General features: G+C 42.2%; 18 protein-coding genes. 4 read left to right on the forward strand and 14 right to left on the reverse strand.

Features of this window, described 5'->3' with window-relative positions; translation table 11 throughout:
- Window positions 1-132: 132 nt before the first annotated feature.
- The 4 genes from cysK to EG2_RS08275 all read right to left on the reverse strand — a co-directional run bounded on the left by cysK (window position 133) and on the right by EG2_RS08275 (window position 4,653).
- Window positions 133-1,062, reverse strand: coding sequence for a cysteine synthase A (gene cysK, locus EG2_RS08260; RefSeq protein ID WP_003126647.1), 930 nt, complete (start codon window positions 1,060-1,062; stop codon window positions 133-135).
- A gap of 199 nt (window positions 1,063-1,261) precedes the next feature.
- On the reverse strand, window positions 1,262-2,125 hold the full coding sequence (locus EG2_RS08265) for a glucosaminidase domain-containing protein (RefSeq protein ID WP_060814319.1): 864 nt from the start codon (window positions 2,123-2,125) through the stop codon (window positions 1,262-1,264).
- A 190-nt stretch (window positions 2,126-2,315) separates the two neighbouring features.
- Window positions 2,316-4,313, reverse strand: a complete 1,998-nt coding sequence (gene tkt / locus EG2_RS08270; RefSeq protein ID WP_060814320.1) for a transketolase — start codon at window positions 4,311-4,313, stop codon at window positions 2,316-2,318.
- Between the two features lie 100 nt (window positions 4,314-4,413).
- Window positions 4,414-4,653: a DUF896 family protein gene (locus EG2_RS08275; RefSeq protein ID WP_003126651.1), complete on the reverse strand. Its 240-nt coding sequence runs from the start codon at window positions 4,651-4,653 to the stop codon at window positions 4,414-4,416.
- 128 nt (window positions 4,654-4,781) lie between these two features.
- Between EG2_RS08275 and lexA the strand changes: the two genes are divergently transcribed.
- Window positions 4,782-5,411 (forward strand): transcriptional repressor LexA, encoded by a 630-nt coding sequence (lexA, locus tag EG2_RS08280; protein WP_086269194.1) that lies wholly within the window; start codon window positions 4,782-4,784, stop codon window positions 5,409-5,411.
- 120 nt (window positions 5,412-5,531) lie between these two features.
- Window positions 5,532-5,744, forward strand: coding sequence for a hypothetical protein (locus EG2_RS08285; protein WP_003126653.1), 213 nt, complete (start codon window positions 5,532-5,534; stop codon window positions 5,742-5,744).
- Window positions 5,745-5,815: 71 nt separating this feature from the next.
- Here the strand turns inward: EG2_RS08285 and EG2_RS08290 are convergent, their stop codons facing one another.
- The 7 genes from EG2_RS08290 to obgE all read right to left on the reverse strand — a co-directional run bounded on the left by EG2_RS08290 (window position 5,816) and on the right by obgE (window position 13,240).
- A complete protein-coding gene (locus EG2_RS08290) occupies window positions 5,816-6,328 on the reverse strand; it encodes an adenine phosphoribosyltransferase (RefSeq protein ID WP_003126654.1) in 513 nt (170 codons plus the stop codon).
- An 11-nt stretch (window positions 6,329-6,339) separates the two neighbouring features.
- The gene (recJ, locus tag EG2_RS08295; RefSeq protein WP_060814321.1) at window positions 6,340-8,640 is read right to left on the reverse strand and encodes a single-stranded-DNA-specific exonuclease RecJ; all 2,301 of its coding nucleotides are present in this window, start codon (window positions 8,638-8,640) and stop codon (window positions 6,340-6,342) included.
- A gap of 283 nt (window positions 8,641-8,923) precedes the next feature.
- A complete protein-coding gene (locus EG2_RS08300; RefSeq protein ID WP_060814322.1) occupies window positions 8,924-9,349 on the reverse strand; it encodes a LapA family protein in 426 nt (141 codons plus the stop codon).
- 12 nt (window positions 9,350-9,361) lie between these two features.
- Window positions 9,362-10,150: an SDR family NAD(P)-dependent oxidoreductase gene (locus EG2_RS08305; protein ID WP_003126657.1), complete on the reverse strand. Its 789-nt coding sequence runs from the start codon at window positions 10,148-10,150 to the stop codon at window positions 9,362-9,364.
- Window positions 10,134-11,090 (reverse strand): ribonuclease Z, encoded by a 957-nt coding sequence (gene rnz, locus EG2_RS08310; RefSeq protein ID WP_060814323.1) that lies wholly within the window; start codon window positions 11,088-11,090, stop codon window positions 10,134-10,136. Before rnz ends, EG2_RS08305 begins: the two co-directional genes overlap by 17 nt.
- A 64-nt stretch (window positions 11,091-11,154) precedes the next feature.
- On the reverse strand, window positions 11,155-11,724 hold the full coding sequence (locus tag EG2_RS08315; protein WP_003126659.1) for a DUF456 domain-containing protein: 570 nt from the start codon (window positions 11,722-11,724) through the stop codon (window positions 11,155-11,157).
- A gap of 202 nt (window positions 11,725-11,926) precedes the next feature.
- Complete coding sequence (gene obgE, locus EG2_RS08320; RefSeq protein ID WP_060814324.1) at window positions 11,927-13,240, reverse strand: GTPase ObgE; 1,314 nt, start codon at window positions 13,238-13,240, stop codon at window positions 11,927-11,929.
- Between the two features lie 252 nt (window positions 13,241-13,492).
- Between obgE and gap the strand changes: the two genes are divergently transcribed.
- A complete protein-coding gene (gene gap, locus EG2_RS08325) occupies window positions 13,493-14,503 on the forward strand; it encodes a type I glyceraldehyde-3-phosphate dehydrogenase (RefSeq protein WP_060814325.1) in 1,011 nt (336 codons plus the stop codon).
- 51 nt (window positions 14,504-14,554) lie between these two features.
- Here the strand turns inward: gap and EG2_RS08330 are convergent, their stop codons facing one another.
- The 3 genes from EG2_RS08330 to EG2_RS08340 all read right to left on the reverse strand — a co-directional run bounded on the left by EG2_RS08330 (window position 14,555) and on the right by EG2_RS08340 (window position 17,311).
- Entirely contained in the window at window positions 14,555-15,499 is a 945-nt protein-coding gene (locus tag EG2_RS08330; protein ID WP_060814326.1) for an alpha/beta hydrolase, read from the reverse strand.
- Window positions 15,500-15,546: 47 nt separating this feature from the next.
- Complete coding sequence (locus EG2_RS08335) at window positions 15,547-15,894, reverse strand: hypothetical protein (RefSeq protein WP_060814327.1); 348 nt, start codon at window positions 15,892-15,894, stop codon at window positions 15,547-15,549.
- A gap of 319 nt (window positions 15,895-16,213) precedes the next feature.
- Window positions 16,214-17,311, reverse strand: a complete 1,098-nt coding sequence (locus EG2_RS08340; protein ID WP_029486837.1) for a DUF871 domain-containing protein — start codon at window positions 17,309-17,311, stop codon at window positions 16,214-16,216.
- Window positions 17,312-17,487: 176 nt separating this feature from the next.
- On the opposite strand from EG2_RS08340, the gene EG2_RS08345 reads away from it, so the two are divergent.
- Window positions 17,488-18,228: a peptidylprolyl isomerase gene (locus EG2_RS08345; protein WP_003126666.1), complete on the forward strand. Its 741-nt coding sequence runs from the start codon at window positions 17,488-17,490 to the stop codon at window positions 18,226-18,228.
- The last annotated feature ends 6 nt before the right edge of the window (window positions 18,229-18,234 follow it).

Here is an 18,234-nt window from a genome sequence, read left to right on the forward strand (position 1 = left end):
ATGTAGATGGTAAAAATTCAAACAGCTTTCTCTAAAAATTCTTAATCAACCACAAAACAAACACGAAAAATTCCACAGTCCTTAAGAAAAGGGGAGAAAAAGCAGGCATTCTGCCAATGCCCGCTTTCCTTGTTATTCTTCCACTTGATATAAAGCAGTCGATAGATAGCGTTCTCCATTGTCCGGGACGATCGCTAAGACTTTTTTGCCTTTTCCCAGTTCTTTGGCAACTTTGAGTGCTGCATGGATCGCTGCTCCAGAAGAAATACCTACGAGCAAGCCCTCTTTACGGCCCACTTCTCTTGCTGTTGCCATCGCATCTTCACTTGATACGGCAATTGCTTGATCAAAGATCTCTGTATCAAGAACTTTAGGTACAAAGCCGGTTCCAATTCCTTGGATTTTGTGAGGACCAGGTTGTCCGCCTTCTAAGATAGCCGATTCTGCCGGTTCAACGCCATAGATTTTTAAGTCTGGATACACTCGTTTTAATTCTCGACCCGCACCAGTGATCGTGCCGCCTGTACCGATACCAGCGACAAAGGCATCTAATCCTTTTGATTCAAAGGCATTCTCTATTTCTTTCCCAGTTGTTTTCTCGTGAATCTCGGGATTTGCCGGATTTTCAAATTGCAGCGGCATAAAATAGCCCTCTTGTTCAGCCAATTCTTTGGCTTTATTGATTGAACCTGTGATTCCTTCTGAGCCTGGTGTCAAAATCAATTCAGCACCATAGGCTTGCATCAGCTTGCGCCGTTCGATACTCATGGTCTCAGGCATCACGATGACCACTCGGTACCCTTTCGCTGCACCGATCATCGCCAAGCCGATCCCAGTATTACCGGAAGTTGGTTCCACGATCGTATTGCCTGCTTTCAAAGAGCCGTCTTTTTCGGCTTTTTCGATCATAGCCAAAGCGATCCGGTCCTTCACGCTGCTCCCTGGATTATAAAACTCAAGTTTTACGTAGACATCAGCGGAATCCTCTCCAACCACCTTGTTTAATTTGACGATGGGTGTATGCCCAACTAGCTCGGTAACAGATTGATAAATCTTTGTCATTTGCAATCCCTCCAGTTCATATTCCTATTCTACCCAAAAAACGGCAGACTTGCGAACAAAAAGTTAGCGTTTTCCAAATATTTATGTTTTTTTCACAAAGAAAAAAACTTTTGCTTTGCTTCTTTTAGTTACTAAAAGAGAACAAAAACAAAAGTTTTTGTGAAATTTCATTTGGCGTTTAGCTAATAAATAGCGAAAATCAAACGATCAATTCCTGTCCTACGACGATCAAGTCACTGCTTAATCCATTGGCAGCCATGATTTGATCCACCGTTGTTCCAAAACGTGAAGCAATATCCCAAAGACTGTCGCCAGATGCTACGACATAACTTTGTCCCGTACTTTGTGTCGTTGTTGTCGTCGATGTGGATTGCGTTGTCGTTGTCGTTACAGAAGTCGTTGTGGCACCAGTACTTGGTGTATCAAAACGAGTTAGTTGATACGTTTCAATCAGCCAGTTTAATTTTTGTGCGTAACCTGGATCAGTGGCATAGCGTCCTGTCAGATAGCTGGTCGCATCGTAAAAAGAAGTCGTTTGACTTTTCCAGACCCCACTATAATGTGCTTTACCTGAAGTGAAGCTTGTACTTCTTAAAACGTTGGCGTGATCTTGAAAAGACTCCCAGTAGGAATTATATTGGCGGAATGGTTCATTCATTACGACCCATTGTCCATTGATATACTCATCTGTAGGCAAATAGACAGATTGCCCGTTATATGATCCTTTGACCCCAAAAAGATTGTAGTAAGGCGCATTGGATAATGTAGATGAGCCATAGCCACTTTCCAAAATGGCTTGCGCGATCATCACCGATGCATAAAGATCATTATTGGCCGCAACGTCTTGTGCTGACCAACCAATCTGTTCGATAAAACTAGCGATTCCTTGACTAGTGGCCTGATATTCACTTGCTTGGACCTGTTCCGGAAGTAGCGTGACCACCGCTGGTGACAATGCTAATCCAGCCCCAATAAAAGAAACCACTGCTCGTTTACTTGGTCGTGGCATCACTGCTTTTTGTTGGCGGATATGTCTTTCACTGCGGGTTTGATAATTTTTCATTCTTTTCCTCCATCGTCCCAATACTATTCAACAATATAGACATTATACGGAAAAAATTTTTTCTGTGCAACTTAAGCAACTCAATAGTTTTTTAAAAGTCTTTTCGCAAAAACATCTTGTTCTACCTAAAAACGAAAAGACTTTAAAAAAAACAAGCGAAATCAGCTGCGATTTCGCTTGTTTTTTACGCTTATTTGATCGATTGGAAAGTGGCAACCACATTTTCGACTGTAAAGCCGAACTCTTCCAATACTTTGTTTCCTGGAGCAGAAGCGCCAAAATGATCAATGGCGATGACTTTGCCTTTGCAGCCTAGGTAACGATCCCAACCAAATGGGGAAGCTGCTTCGATGGCAACCCGTTTTTTCACGGCTTTCGGCAAGACACTCTCCTTGTACTCTTCCGACTGTGCTTCAAACAAATCAAAGCTTGGCAGCGATACGACAGACACATCCACTCCAGCTTCTGCTAGTTTGGCTTGCGCTTCTACCGCTAGATTCACTTCTGAACCAGTAGCGATCAAGATGCCTTCTGGTGTCTCACCGGTTTGTTTTGAAAGGACATAGCCACCTTTAGCCACGTTTTCTTCGACACCACTTAGCGTCCCTGCTAACACTGGCAGGTTTTGACGGCTCAACACTAAGACCGTTGGTTTATTCGTCGTTTGCAAGGCGATCTTCCAAGCTGCCCGAGTTTCGTTGCCATCTGCTGGTCGGATCACTTGCACGTTTGGCATGCAGCGTACACTCGCCAATTGTTCGATTGGTTCGTGGGTCGGTCCGTCTTCACCAACAGCCACAGAATCATGGGTCAGAACATAGATGACTGGCGCATGTTGGAGAGCCGACAAGCGAACTGCTGGACGCAAGTAATCAACAAAGACGAAGAATGTCCCGCCATACACGCGTGTACCGCCATGAAGTTGGATCCCGTTCATGGCTGCGGCCATCGCAAACTCCCGCACACCGAACCAAATGTTGCGGCCTTCATATTGACCAGGTTCAAAATCTTTTTCCGCTGCGACCATCGTATTATTGGATCCGGATAGATCGGCCGATCCTCCCCATAGGCTTGGGATAGCTTTTGAAAGGGCTTGGATCATTTCTTTACTGGAAACACGACTCGCTTGTGAGCTGCCTACTTCATAAGTTGGCAGTTCTGCATCCCAATCTGCTGGTAGTTCGCCAGCCACTGCTTGTTCGAACTGTGCAGCTAATTCTGGATAAGCCGCTTTGTAAGCAGCGAATTTCTCGTTCCACTCCGCTTCGGCTTTTTGGCCTTCATCGATCATCGTTTCTTTGAAACGAGCCGCTACTTCTTCTGGCACGGTGAATTCAGGATACTCCCAGCCATAGATTGCTTTAGCGGCTGAAATACCTTCCGCACCTAATGGAGCACCATGGACAGCAGAGGTTCCTTGATTTGGGGCACCGTAACCGATGACTGTTTTGATTTCGATCAATGTCGGTTTCTCTGTTTCAGCTTTAGCTGCTTCAATGGCTTGTGAGATTGCCTCTAAGTCATTGCCGTCTTTGACCAACAAATGTTGCCAACCGTAAGCTTCAAAACGGGCACCAACGTTTTCTGTGAATGCTTTTGAAGTAGGTCCATCTAATGAGATATCATTGGAATCATATAAAACGATCAATTTGTCCAGCTTCATATGACCAGCCATTGAAGCTGCCTCTTGAGACACACCTTCCATCAAGTCGCCGTCGCCACATAATGCATACGTATAGTGGTCGATTACATTGTATTCATCCCGGTTGTATGTCGCCGCTAGATGTTCTTCCGCCATCGCCATCCCGACGGCCATTGCGATTCCTTGTCCTAATGGACCAGTCGTTGCTTCCACACCATCCGTATGCCCAACTTCTGGGTGTCCTGGTGTGCGGCTGCCCCACTGACGGAAATTTTTCAAGTCTTCCGTGGTTACTTGATACCCTGAAACATGCAGTAAGCTGTAAAGCAAAGCAGAACCATGTCCAGCAGACAAGACGAACCGGTCGCGGTCGATCCAGTTTCTAGAAGTGGTCGGATTAACTTTCAAATGCTTGGTCCACAAGGCATACGCCATTGGCGCTGCCCCCATTGGCAGACCGGGATGACCTGAATTTGCTTTTTGTACGGCTTCGATACTCAATGTACGAAGGGTGTTGACACCTAATTGATCGATTTTATCAAACAATGGTAATTCCTCCTAATTTAGGTTTTTTTTACCTTTATTACATCTCATATTATACGGGATTTCTTTCAGGATTTCAATAGGAATGAAAAGGAATTCATCTTTATCTGCCATGCAATCCTTTTTTCTTTTGAATTTCTTTTAATTTGTCTGGAGTGACATCTTGTCCTTCAGGATCGACGATTTTCATTCCTTCAATGTGGTGTCGCATTCCTCCACGAAAAGCTTGTAAATATTCTTCGCGAAGCTTTTGCTGTTCGATCGTTTCATCAGCAGATAGACCTTGCACTTTTTTCTTTTTGGCTAGCTCATTAATGCGGGCTAATTTTTCTTTGGATAACATTTCGACACCTCCTTTTCACTACTTTATCTTATACAAAACCTGACAAAAAAACAATAGTAACAAAAAGCGAACATTTGTTTGAATTGTCGTTTCTCCTATGGTACACTAAGACTATCAAATGAAAGAAGGTGTCAGTTTTGGCAAAACGAACAGAAAATCGACAAATCGAGATTCTTAAGTTTATTCATACACGAGTCACTGAAAAAGGCTATCCGCCGACTGTTCGCGAAATTGGCGAAGCCGTTCAGCTATCCTCTACTTCTACCGTCCACGGACATTTATCCAGGCTTGAAAAAAAAGGCTTGATTTTACGCGACCCAACAAAACCAAGAGCGATTGAATTGACTTCCTCCGGATTAGAAAAAATCGATGTGCAGCCAAACTCGATCCCAATGCTAGGAGTCGTTACGGCTGGTGAACCGATCTTAGCTGTAGAAGACGCCTCCGATTTTTTCCCGATACCGCCTGATTTAGCAAATAGCACCGGCAGTTTGTTCATGTTGACGATTCGCGGTGAAAGTATGATCAACGCTGGAATCTTAGACGGTGATCAAGTCATCGTTCGCAAACAGCAAAGTGCTCAAAACGGGGACATTGTCATTGCAATGACGGATGAAGATGAAGCCACCTGTAAGAGATTTTTCAAAGAACAGGATCACATCCGTTTGCAACCGGAAAATGATTACCTAGAACCTATCATCTTGCCAGATGTAACGATTTTAGGCTTAGTCGTTGGTCTCTACCGTCACTTACTTTAATCGATTCCTTAAATCTTCGAACCTTCGAAGATTTTTTTTATTTCCTCTTTACAAACCGAACAAACATTCGTATAATAGTTTTACAAACATAAGTTCGCATTTTTATAAGGAGTGAAAATAATGAAAGCAGTTCGTCGATTTGGTTTTATTTTGTGGGTGTTGTTAACAGGGATCATTATTGGTTATTTTGGCGTACTCAGTGCAGTTCTGATTTTTTGCCCTTTGATGATGCTGTGGTTCATGCTATGGGATGAAAAGAAATTCCGCCAAGCAGAACGAAAGAGAAACCAAACTTATTACCACGACCATGATTTTTATCATTACGAACAGTAGGTCGATTATTTCGGTGTTGCTGCCAAACAAACAAAAAAAAGCCAGATCAAAATTGATCTGGCTTTTTTCGATTAATATTCCATCAATGTTTTGATTTCGTATCCAGTGATTTTGTCTCTGCCTTGCAAGTCCATCAACTCGATCAGAAAAGCACAGCCAACTACGATGCCGCCTAATTTTTCCACAAGTTCGATCGTTGCTTTAATCGTGCCGCCGGTTGCAAGTAAATCATCACAAATCAATACCCGTTGGCCAGGTTTAATCGCATCTTCGTGTAACGTCAAAATATCCACGCCATATTCTTTCTGGTATGTTGCTTCAATCGTTTTTCGAGGTAGCTTGCCTTTTTTACGTACTGGCGCAAAACCAACACCCAGTTGATACGCCACGGGACAACCAACAATAAACCCACGAGCTTCAGGTCCAACCACCATGTCGATCCCTTTTTCCTGAGCGTACTCGACGATTTGCTGTGTTGCATAACGATAAGCTTCTCCATCAGCCATCAATGGAGAGATGTCGCGAAAGACAATTCCTTCTTGCGGATAATCCGGAATGCTGGCAATATAGTCTTTTAAATTCATGTTTTTTCCTCCTAAGATATCAACCATTTGCGAATCGTTGATAAATCACTCATTAGTAAGTCTTCTTCTGTTTTGATTTTTGCAAGTCGCTGTTGATACAACACACTCTCATTAAGCGGCTTATTCTCTGGATCAGGGACTTTTTTCAAAACGCCATCTTTTATTGTAACAAATTTCAAATCAAAAAACACTTGAATCATAAAAATTAATAATTTTTCTGGAATCTGCAAGTAGTTAGCTACCATTGGCAGTTTATAGCGAATATCAATCCCATTCTGCTGATTGATCAGTTGAAACAAACGGCCGTATTGTTCTCTAGTCCCGACACCATCCAAATAAGCATCCTCTGTGGATACTAAAATCAAATAGATACGATTGACAGGTATTTCTTGAATGATTTTTCTCAAAAGCTCTTTCTCGCTAGGACAGTCTAGAAAAGCAAGTTGCGTATAATTTCCTGAACCAAAAAAAGCTGTCAAATCGTCTAACGTTTGATAAACATGAACGTTCGGACAAAATCGTTCTATCTCTGAAGGTAATTTATCCGAAAAAGCAACCCCTAATGTTTGGGCATCAAGGGTCAGCCCTTGCCGATTTTTCTTTGAACGCAAGTCGAACAGCTGTATGCCGTTGACTTCAAAATCTTCCAACATCAGCTGTGGTTTCTTCTTGCCGTTCCATTCATTGACAGATAATTGCCCCACAACGGCCAATCCTTCACTCTCAAATTCTACTAGCTGTGATCCAAAACCAAAACCGATCACATCTAATTGACCATTTTCTCCATCTGTAAGACTGACTTTTAAATGCTGATTCTCTGTACCAATTTGTCGGCCATTATCAGCAGAAATATTCGTAATCAAAAACTTTGGGATTGGGTTGTCTGTACCAAAGGGAGCTAAAATTTTCAGCGACTCGATAAAATTTGTCGTAATTTCTGCTAAAGACAATTCTTCATCAATCGGTAACGGAATCCCGCTAGAAAGATCGATCCGATTATCGACCACGTATTGATTCATACGTTCTTGGAGCATCGAAAGGTGATCAATAGGCACACTGAGCCCTACTGCCGCGTGGTGTCCACCAAAGCTGGTAAACATTTCACGCATTCCAGAGAGCATGTCAAATAGATTTAATGCTGCAACGCTGCGCCCAGAACCTTTAGCAATACCGTTGCTTTTTTTGGTTAAAACAAGGACCGGCCTGCCAGTCTGTTGCATCAATCGTCCAGCAACGATCCCTAAGACACCTTCATGCCAATCATCTCCCACAATCAAATGGACTTGATTTGAATCGGAAAGCATGTTCTGAGCTTCTTTCAAAATCGTTTCCACATATTGCTTTCTTTGAAGATTGATCGTATCTAATTGGTTGGCTAACGATTGGGCTTCTTCTGGATCAAATGTCGACATAAGTGTTACCGCAGGATTGGCATCTTCCAAGCGTCCAATCGCATTCAAACGAGGTCCGATGGCAAAACCAATATCCGTTTCATTGATTGCCCGTTTCTTCAGACCACTCACTTCGATCAGTGCCGAGAGCCCCGCACGTTCGGTTTGCTGGATCATTTTTAATCCGTTAGTGACCAGAATGCGATTCTCACCAGTGAGCGACACCATGTCGGCGATCGTACCAATTGCCACGAGATCTAATAATTCGACTGGCACTTCTTCTAATAACGCAGTAGCGACTTTGAATGCGACTCCGACCCCCGCCAAATCTGGAAAAGGATAATTTCCTAATGGATGACGAGGATGAATGATGGCATACGCATCGGGTAATTCTGGTGGCAACTCATGGTGATCTGTAACGATAACATCTACCTGTGCTTCTTTGGCATAAGCCAATGCCTCATGACCAGATACACCATTATCAACAGTTATAATCAATTGCACACCAGCTGCGATTTTATCTTGATAAACGGAAAGATTGGGCCCGTAGCCATCGGTAAAGCGATTGGGCAGATAAAATTCAACATCCGCACCCAATAATTCCAGCGCTTCTTTTAAGACAGTCGTGCTCGTAATACCATCAGCATCGTAGTCTCCATAAATCAGAATACGCTCTTCATTCATGATCGCTGTCTGAATTCTATCGACGGCTTTTTCCATATCATAAAACAAAAATGGATCATGAAGTCCCTGCAAATCCGGTTCTAAAAAACTTTGCAAGTCTGCTGCTGTTCGAATATTCCGCTGCCATAATAATTGACCTATTAATGGTGACAAACCTCTTGCTTGGATCATTTCCTCGAAATCAGCTGATAATTCACTTTTTTGTGGTCTCAGCCAATGAAAGTTCGCGCGTTTCACACAATCACTCCTAACTTGGTAATTATAGCAAATATTTTGGAGAAAAGAAAAGCGTTGACCAAAAAAGCACTACCAGCTTCTCTCCTTTTTCTGTCCTATTTCTAGTACAATAAAAACGACATCCTTCGGTCGTTTATCGAAAGACCATCGAAGGATGTCGTTATTATTTCGCTCATTTGTTGCAAAAGAGTGGTGAGCCAATCTTGCGCCTCACTTCAGAGATTTACCGTTCTGGTTGGAGTCCCAAAACCCTCTTTTGAAGAACAAGAGTGCAAGCTTACCATTACTCTGGAAACGTATCTTGACGATTTTCTATAATTGGTGGTTCACCAGGCACAACTGCCGCAGTTTTTGCTTCTGCTTCAGCAATTTGTTGTTCCCTCAAGGCGAGGTCTGCTTGCTTGTTTGCATATTCCCGTTCTAATACCTCACGCTGTTCTTGCAATTTTTCTTCATTATTTTGTTGAAAGTCAGCCAATTCTTTCCGTAATCTTTTTAATTCTTTCTTTTGTTGGAACATCGTACTAGTTGACACTAGTAAGATAATCAGTGCCCCCAACAAAGCCGCCCCAATGATAATCAAGATCAGAGGCGCTTTGATGCTAGTAAAGCCAAAATTGATTGGAACAGTCATATTATTGGCGACCGCAAAAAGGACGATCACTAAAACCAACAAAATACCTACGATTACTCGCCATTGATTTTTCATCAAAAACAACTCCTATTTTTTATTGAATAGACTTCCAGCCAAGTAGTCCCCAATAGCTGGGAATAGTGTGTAGAATTTTGCAGCTACTCCCATCACTTGTGGGCGATTGATCTCTCGTTTTGGATGAATCATCGCTTTAACGATGGTCTTTGCCAGTTTTGTTGGTTCAAGAACAAATGTCCCTAAAGAAGCTAAATAATTGCCACTAGGATCTGCTTGGTCAAAGAAGGCTGTTTCGATAGGCCCCGGATTGACAGTTGTCACATGGATGCCGAAAGGTTTCAACTCCAAACGCAACGCATTTGAAAAACCTAATACAGCAAATTTGGTTGCCGAATACACTGCAGTTTTTGGTGTAGCAATTTTCCCAGCCATCGATGCCACATTGATGATATGACCAGAGCGCTGATCGACCATTTCTAAAGCAATTTGCTGTGTTAAGACCATCATCCCTAATACGTTCACTTCAAACATATTGCGGATCGTTTCTGGTTTCATTTCTGTAAATTCTTGAAAAATACCAAAACCAGCATTGTTGACAAGAATGTCCACTTTTCCGACCTTTTCACGAATCGAAGCAATGACATTTTCGACACTTTCAGGGTCTGCAATATCCAATTGAAAGGCATAAGCTGGTTTGCCACTTAATGTCATACAATGTTCTTTGACTTTGTTGATCAACTGACTTCTACGGGCACAAATCACCACGATCGCACCGCGACGCGCTGCTTCATAACAGATTTGTTCCCCTAAGCCAGCAGATCCGCCAGTTACGACAATTACTTTATTTTCTAACAACATCTTGATCTCCTTTTTCTGCAAATGGGACATCGATGACATCGAAGTCTTTCACGATCACCGTATTAGGAAATACAGCTTTTGCTTCATTTGCCAGATTTGTAATATCTTTCCCAACATAGCGTGCACTAATGTGCGTCAAAAGCAATCGTTTTACCTGTGCTTGTTTGGCTACTTCAGCCGCCTGCACCGTTGTAGAATGAAAATAGGCGCGAGCCATTTTAGCTTCATCTTTATTGAAGGTACTTTCGTGAACCAGTACATCTGCATTTTCAGCCAATAAGATCGAATTGGCACAAAGGCGAGTATCTCCTAAAATCGTGACGGTACGTCCCTTTTTCGCTTCACCTACATAGTCGCCTCCGTTGATTTGTCGTCCATCTTCCAACGTGACGATTTCGCCTTTTTTCAGTCGACCAAAAACTGGACCCGGTTTGATTCCTAATGCAGTCAAAGCTTCTACCTGAAGCTCTCCTTGGTGACTCGCTTCTTCGACTCGATACCCAAAGCTTTCAATTCCGTGATCCAACCGACGGCAAGAAACGGTAAACTGTTTGTCCTTGAAGAGAATGCCTTCTTTTGTGATCTCATGAAAAACTAACGGGTAGCTCAATTTTGTTTGAGAAATTCTTAACACGGTCCGCACAAATTCTTCAATACCTATGGGCCCATAAATCTCTAACGGTGAAGCGCCCCCTTGAAAGGAGCGACTGCTGATCAATCCAGGCAATCCATAAATATGATCTCCATGTAAGTGAGTAATGAATATCTTTTCGATTTTCCGTGGGCGAATCGTAGAATGCAAAATCTGCATTTGTGTGCCTTCACCACAGTCAAACAACCAAACAGCATTGCGTTCATCAAGTAACCGCAGTGCTGTGCTTGTTACATTCCGATGTTTCGCTGGTACGCCTGCACCGGTACCTAAAAATTCTAATTCCATATACTTCTTTCCTTTCATCTTCCCCCAATTTTAGCGGAAACGAAGGTCAGATGCAATTTATAGTTTATTCCTGTTCTTCTTCAGATTGGGAATGAGACTTTTTCCAATCTTCTTGCGCTTGTGCTTTCGTTTTTTCTTCGACTTTTTTAGCCGTTTCAATTTCTGCTTCTACTTCATCATAGTCAAAGCGAGTAATTTCCCCACCTAATTGATTCATGATCAACTGATTTAGTGGACGATTGTCTTCCTCGTCTGCAATCAACAATAAGCCAGTGTCGCCTACCCCAATTTGGGTGCTGACATGTTCAAACAGCAATTGTGCATTTTGGATTTCTTTGGCGTCTCGTGTCGCGCCAATCATACTACCGCCGAACCAGCCTAACATGATTCCTAATGGTCCTCCCAGAATTCCTACTAGCATCCCAATCATTCCACCAGTCGATGCTTTGTTATTACCGGTAAAGTCTAGAAAATCTTCGATCTTGAACTGGTGCGCACCGGATTCTGTATGAGTGATCACAGCCATTTGTTCTCCTTTGATTTTTCGTTCCATATGCATGCGTTTTACTTCAGAAAATGCTTGGAATGCTTCCGAGTTTGCGTTGAAATTCATTACAATCACACGTTTTGCCATAATTTTCGCTCCCTTTCTTTTCTTTATTTTACCAGTATCTTGTCTATTTGAAAAAGAAAACAAATAAAAAAACGAAGTCATCTCATAACTCCGCTTTTTTATAAAGATTCCCTAGTTGTATCAAGAGTTGTTCCTATTGATAGGATTAGGCGCTAACGCTTTAACTGTATCTAAAGCAGCAACTAAGCTTACTCAACTAATCTTATTCAACAAATTCAAACTCAAAATTACCGATGCGCACGATATCGCCATCTTTGGCTCCTCGCGCACGTAACGCTTCGTCTACTCCTAACCCGCGTAATTGACGGGCAAAACGCATGACTGTTTCATCATGATCAAAGTTAGTCATTTGGAAGAGTTTCTCAATCTTTTCACCACTCAAGATCCAAGTAGCATCTGGATCACGATCAATGGTAAATTCTGGTTCATCCGAATGGAACCCATATTGAACAACTTCTTCTTCGATTTCCTCATCATACAATAAGAATTCTGGTGTGACTTCTAATAAGTCTGCAGTTGCACTCAGTAAAGCATCAATTCCCTTACGAGTAACACCTGAAATTGGGAAAATCGGCAAAGGATCTGCGAATTCATCGGTTTGTTCTTTTTCTAATTGCTCTTTGAATTTCACCAGATTTTCTTCTGATTCTGGCATATCCATTTTATTCGCTACGATAATTTGCGGACGTTCAAGCAAGCGTAAGTTATGGGTTGCTAATTCTTGATTGATTGCTTGATAGTCTTCATACGGATCGCGCCCTTCCATCCCACTCATATCGATCACGTGCAAAATCACTCGTGTCCGTTCAATGTGTCGTAAAAACTGTGTACCTAATCCAACACCTTGCGATGCCCCTTCAATCAATCCAGGAAGATCGGCCACGGCAAAACTACGACCATCTGAAGTCGTTACCATCCCTAGATTAGGGACTAGCGTTGTAAAGTGATAGGCACCAATCTTCGGTCTTGCAGAAGAAATGACAGAAAGTAATGTAGATTTTCCTACGGATGGGAAACCAACCAAGCCGACATCAGCTAGTACTTTCAATTCCAATTCAATTTTTCTTTCTTGGCCAGGTTCGCCATTTTCAGCTAGTTCTGGCGCCGGATTCTTTGGAGAAGCAAAACGGATATTGCCACGACCGCCACGGCCGCCTTTGGCAATCGTCAACGTCTGTCCTTGCTCCAACAGATCTCCTAGCAAAGCACCTGTGTCTGCATCGCGGACAGTGGTTCCTTGGGGAACTTTGATATACGTATCTTCTGCTCCGCGGCCATGCATCCCTTTACTCATTCCGTTTTCACCTGGTTGTGCTTTAAAATGACGATTGAAACGGAAATCCATTAACGTACGCAAGCCTTCGTCGACAACTAAAATCACATCACCGCCGCGGCCACCATCCCCACCGGCTGGTCCGCCATCGGGAACGTATTTTTCTCTTCTAAATGCAACCATCCCGTCTCCGCCTTTACCAGCTTTGACATCGATTGTTACCTGATCTAAAAACATGGACATGTTATGTGCCCTCCATTCTCTCTTCTTACCTTCTAATAAACCAATTTGAATACAATTCATGCCATTTGCAGGCCAAAGTTCACCTTTAAGAAAGTCTATTTAATTGTAACGACCGCAAGGCCATTTGTCTATCTTTTCTGCCTCTTTTCCCAAAGAACTAGATAAAAAATTAAGGGTTTTTCTTTGACAGAATCTTGGTTTCGTAGCAGAATTTTAATTGTAAGATCAAAAAAAGAGGAGGAACAATAGATTATGACAGTAAAAGTGGGAATAAATGGATTCGGACGTATCGGTCGCTTGGCCTTCCGTCGAATCAAAGAAGTATCAGATGATATCGAAGTCGTGGCGATCAATGATTTGACGAGCCCAGTCATGCTAGCCCAGTTACTCCAGTTTGATTCAACTCATGGTACCTATCCAGGCACAGTCACTGCCACAGATGATGCGATCGTCGTTGATGGAGAAGAAACAAAAGTCTACGCAGAACCTGATGCCAGCAAAATTCCTTGGGTGAAAGAAAATGGCGTGGATATCGTTTTAGAATGTACAGGCTTTTATACATCTGAAGAAAAAGCACAAGCACACTTAGATGCCGGTGTAAAACGTGTCGTTATCTCTGCACCAGCAGGAAAAATGAAAACGATCGTTTACAATGTCAATAGTGATACACTTACTGCAGAGGACAAAATCATTTCAGCTGGTTCTTGTACAACCAATTGTTTAGCTCCAATGGCTTATTTCCTAAATGAAGAATTTGGGATCGAAGTAGGAACTATGACGACTGTCCATGCCTACACTTCTACTCAAATGCTTTTGGATGGCCCGGTACGGGGAGGCAACCTGCGAGCTGCGCGTTCAGCCGCTGATAATACGATCCCTCATTCAACAGGAGCAGCGAAAGCGATTGGTTTGGTCATTCCAGAACTAAATGGCAAACTTCAAGGACACGCACAACGGGTACCTGTTGTCGATGGATCTTTAACAGAATTGGTATCGATTCTGAAACAAAAAGTAACCGCAGAAGAAGTCAATGAAGCCATCAAGAAACACACGATCGACAATCCTTCTTTTGGCTACGATGACCGTGAAATCGTTTCTGGCGATGTTATCGGTACGACGCAAGGATCAATCTTTGACCCGACACAAACAGAAGTAACTACTGTAGGAGACTTCCAATTGGTCAAAACTGTTGCATGGTATGACAATGAATATGGTTTTACTTGCCAAATGATTCGTTTGTTAGAAAAATTTGCTAATTTATAAGCTACTCATTACAAAAAGAGCGAAGATCCGTAGATCTTCGCTCTTTTTTTGCTATTCTGGCAAGTGATCATACTTTTCAAGGAATGCCGCAATTTTTTCCTGGTAACGTTTTGGATCTTTCGTGTAGCTTTGGGCATGTTCCGCCCCTTTGACTACCCATTTTTCTTTTGGCGCATCTGTAGCAGCATAAACTTCTGCCAACATTGAATAAGGAACGAAAGTATCCGAATCACCATGGATGAAGAGCATTGGACGAGTGTTCTTGTGCAACTGTTTCACGGCATCTGCTTCGCCAAAGAAGTAACCAGCTCTTAGCTTGGTAACCAGACTAGTGACATTGATCAAAGGAAATGCTGGCAAACCAAATAATTGATCCAATTGATAGCTCAATTCCTCATTTACAGAAGCATAACCGCAGTCCTCAATGATCGCTGTTACGTTGGCAGGCAACTTTTCGCCACTGGTCATCATCACGGTAGCAGCTCCCATACTTACACCGTATAAAACAATGGATTCTTCCTTGCCGCTTTCTTTTAAGATTTGATCGATCCATTGGACATAATCTTTCCGTTCTGGCCATCCAAATCCTATATAATCGCCTTGGCTTTCTCCATGACCGCGGGCATCAGGAACCAATACGTTATATCCTAGATCATGGAACATCTTCGCATAAACTCCCATCGTCTCTGCGTTTCCCATATAACCATGGGCGACAATCACTGTTTTGTGCTGTGATTTTTGGGCAGGCAAGTAAATTCCGGACAACATCAATCCATCTGAGGATTCAAGTTGCCACATTTGACGATTTTCCGGAGCGGTAAACCACTCCTCCGCTTCAGGATTCGCATTGCTTTTGTCCGTTCCAGAGGTATCACCTTTTAAAAAATCTTTTTCTGATGGGACAACTGCGTAATTATAAAAAAAATTTCCGGCATAGCCCAAGCCTACTATCAAAAGCACCCCTACTAAAATGGCGATCTTCCAGCGTAGTTTCATTTTGTTCCTCCTCGACAACTAGTTTACATAATATAATTATTGGTTGTTTATTTCAAGAAGCGCGCTTGAATCTGCTCCTTATTCAGGCGATATTTGAAATAAAGATGAAATCCGCCCGCCAACATCAACGTGATCCCATACACCCACATCTGATGCCAAAAATAAAATGTATTGATGACCGCAAAGACCCCTAAAACGGCAAAAAAACAGCCATATAAGCGCCAAAGAAAGCCATCAGTCCCTAATTTGGTAAAATATGTCTCCCATTCTTCACTGGTCATGTGTTGTCGTTTCCGCTTTTGCTGGAAAATAGCAATCAGTAAGAAAATCGACAAAAAACCAGCCAGACGAATGGTAACGATAAATAACAATAACGTTTCAATAATAAAAAACACCGTTCTGGTTGCTCCCTCCTAAAAAACATTCTAGTACAAAATACCCCTTTTACTTTTGATTTGTCAATAGGACCAAAACGAAAATCAATCAAACTAACACTTTAACAAGCGCTACCAAGCGCTGCTATGTAAAGAGCAGAGAAGTAAAGAGTAAAGAAATTTTTGCTAGCAGGCGGCTCCTTTCAACAGTCCTCACCTTCTTACCATTAATCTCATCCACATGTAGAAACGTGCCTTTTTTCCCCACTCTGCACGGACGAAAGCCATTAAACAAAAAGAACCGCTCAAAAAGAGCAGTTCTTTGGAAAAACAAAGCGTCTTATTCGTCTTTGCTGTCTTTTAGTTTAAAGCTTGACCATGGTTTCAAGAAATCCAGTAGAAACAGTTCATCTGCAGCAATTTTTCCTACGACATTGACACGGCCATCATTCTTCATTTCTTTCAATGCGATCTGAGTTTCACCTTTGTATTGCCCATAACCGACGTTATCGATCAAAATATCACCGCGAGTCATATCATGGGTATCATGTGCTGGGAATGGCTTATCTTTGTAGTAAATTCGAGTCATCGTCGACCGCAAAATATATTCTGAGCGATCCCCGCGATAACCATGAAGATTATCAAACAAACAGATGCGCTCGTCTTCTGTAATCCCTTCAGCAACATCTACTTTTAAGGTAGGATAATCCGCATTGAAGGCTTCTGCCATTGCAGCTAACTCTTTTTCTGATGCATAGGCATTTCCCACTGAAATATCATCGATTAATCCTGTCAAAACCAAATGTTTGACTTGAGTAGCGATTGGCAGATCACGATGATCTTCCAACGAACAAAGCCCATCTTGTGTTGGCCAAGGACCAAATGTTGCCTCGTGAGAATTCACAAAAGCCATTGTGTTCAAGTTGTAACGACGGAATTTTTCTGAGCAATACACAAAATGGTCATAACCCAAACCTGAATATCGATGAGGGTAAAAATTGTGAGAGCCTAATAAATTATTCGTATTTGGCGAATAACTCATGATATTGTCTACGTAGTTTGTCCCACTGCTCATATTGATCTCAATTTTGATGCCATAAGGATTACGCGTCATACGCGCTTCTTCGGCACCGGTAAAACCGATATCCAAACGGACACCATAAGCACCCATTTCATCAAAGAATGAAAGATCATCATATGAGATCTCTAATTGATCAAAGAGACCAGGATTGATGTCCACCATGACTTCCATTCCTAATTGATTGGCATAATCCACTACCTGCTTGAAATCTGCCAATACTTTTTCTTTATCATCTTCGATTTGCAGCAAACTTGTAAACACACGCTTAAAGCCGTATTTGTGTGCTAAATCAAGATAAGCCTTGTCTTTCTCAAACGTTGATCGTTCTGGATAAACTGAAATACCTAATTTTCCCATCCGTCAAACCTCCTAAAAATTCTATCCGTTTTTTGTTCATGAATCCTCTTTCATTATAGCAAACAACCGATAAGTGGTCTACACCTTTCCTATTGGTTTTAATAGATACCTGCTTTTCACTCCAGCTAAATTTTGATATGATAAAGACAGTCTAGTAATGAAAGGATCTTACTCAAATGAAAAAAATGATACTAACGTTGGCGGCAGCAACTAGCCTCTTTCTATTAACTGCCTGCAATGATACAACAACTACTTCTAGTTCTTCGGATAAAACAACCACATCAGAATCTGTAGACTTAAATTCTCTGGAACTGCCGCAGTTGTCCACTGAAGTAAAAGAAAATGAAGATCTTGTTGCACTTGAGACCACAGAAGGCACGATCAAAATCAAATTATTCCCAGAAATTGCACCAAAAGCTGTCGAAAACTTTATGACTCATGCCAAAAATGGCTACTACGATGGCTTGACTTTCCATCGAATCGTCGAAGATTTTATGATCCAAGGCGGCGACCCTAACGGTGACGGAACTGGTGGAGAAAGCATTTGGGGCAAAGGGTTTGGCGAGGAAATATCCAAACAGCTTTACCATATCCGCGGCGCGTTATCGATGGCAAAATCCAGCGCTCCCAACAGCCAAGGAAGTCAATTCTTTATTGTTCAAAACCATGATGATGTCTCTGATGGACGAGCAATCCAATTTTATCCTCAAAAAATCATTGACGCCTACAAAGATGGTGGTGCTCCGACACTAGATGGTAAGTACACAGTCTTTGGTCAGGTCATTGAAGGAATGGAGGTCGTAGACAAAATTGCCAAAGCCGAAACGACCGGTGAGGCGAATAGCAACGGAGAAGACTCTACGCCAAAAGATCCTGTCAAAATCAAATCCATCAAGATTTTACAAGAAGCTAAGTAAGCAAAA

The organism is Enterococcus gallinarum NBRC 100675 (genome assembly GCF_001544275.1).
Lineage (GTDB): Bacteria > Bacillota > Bacilli > Lactobacillales > Enterococcaceae > Enterococcus_D > Enterococcus_D gallinarum.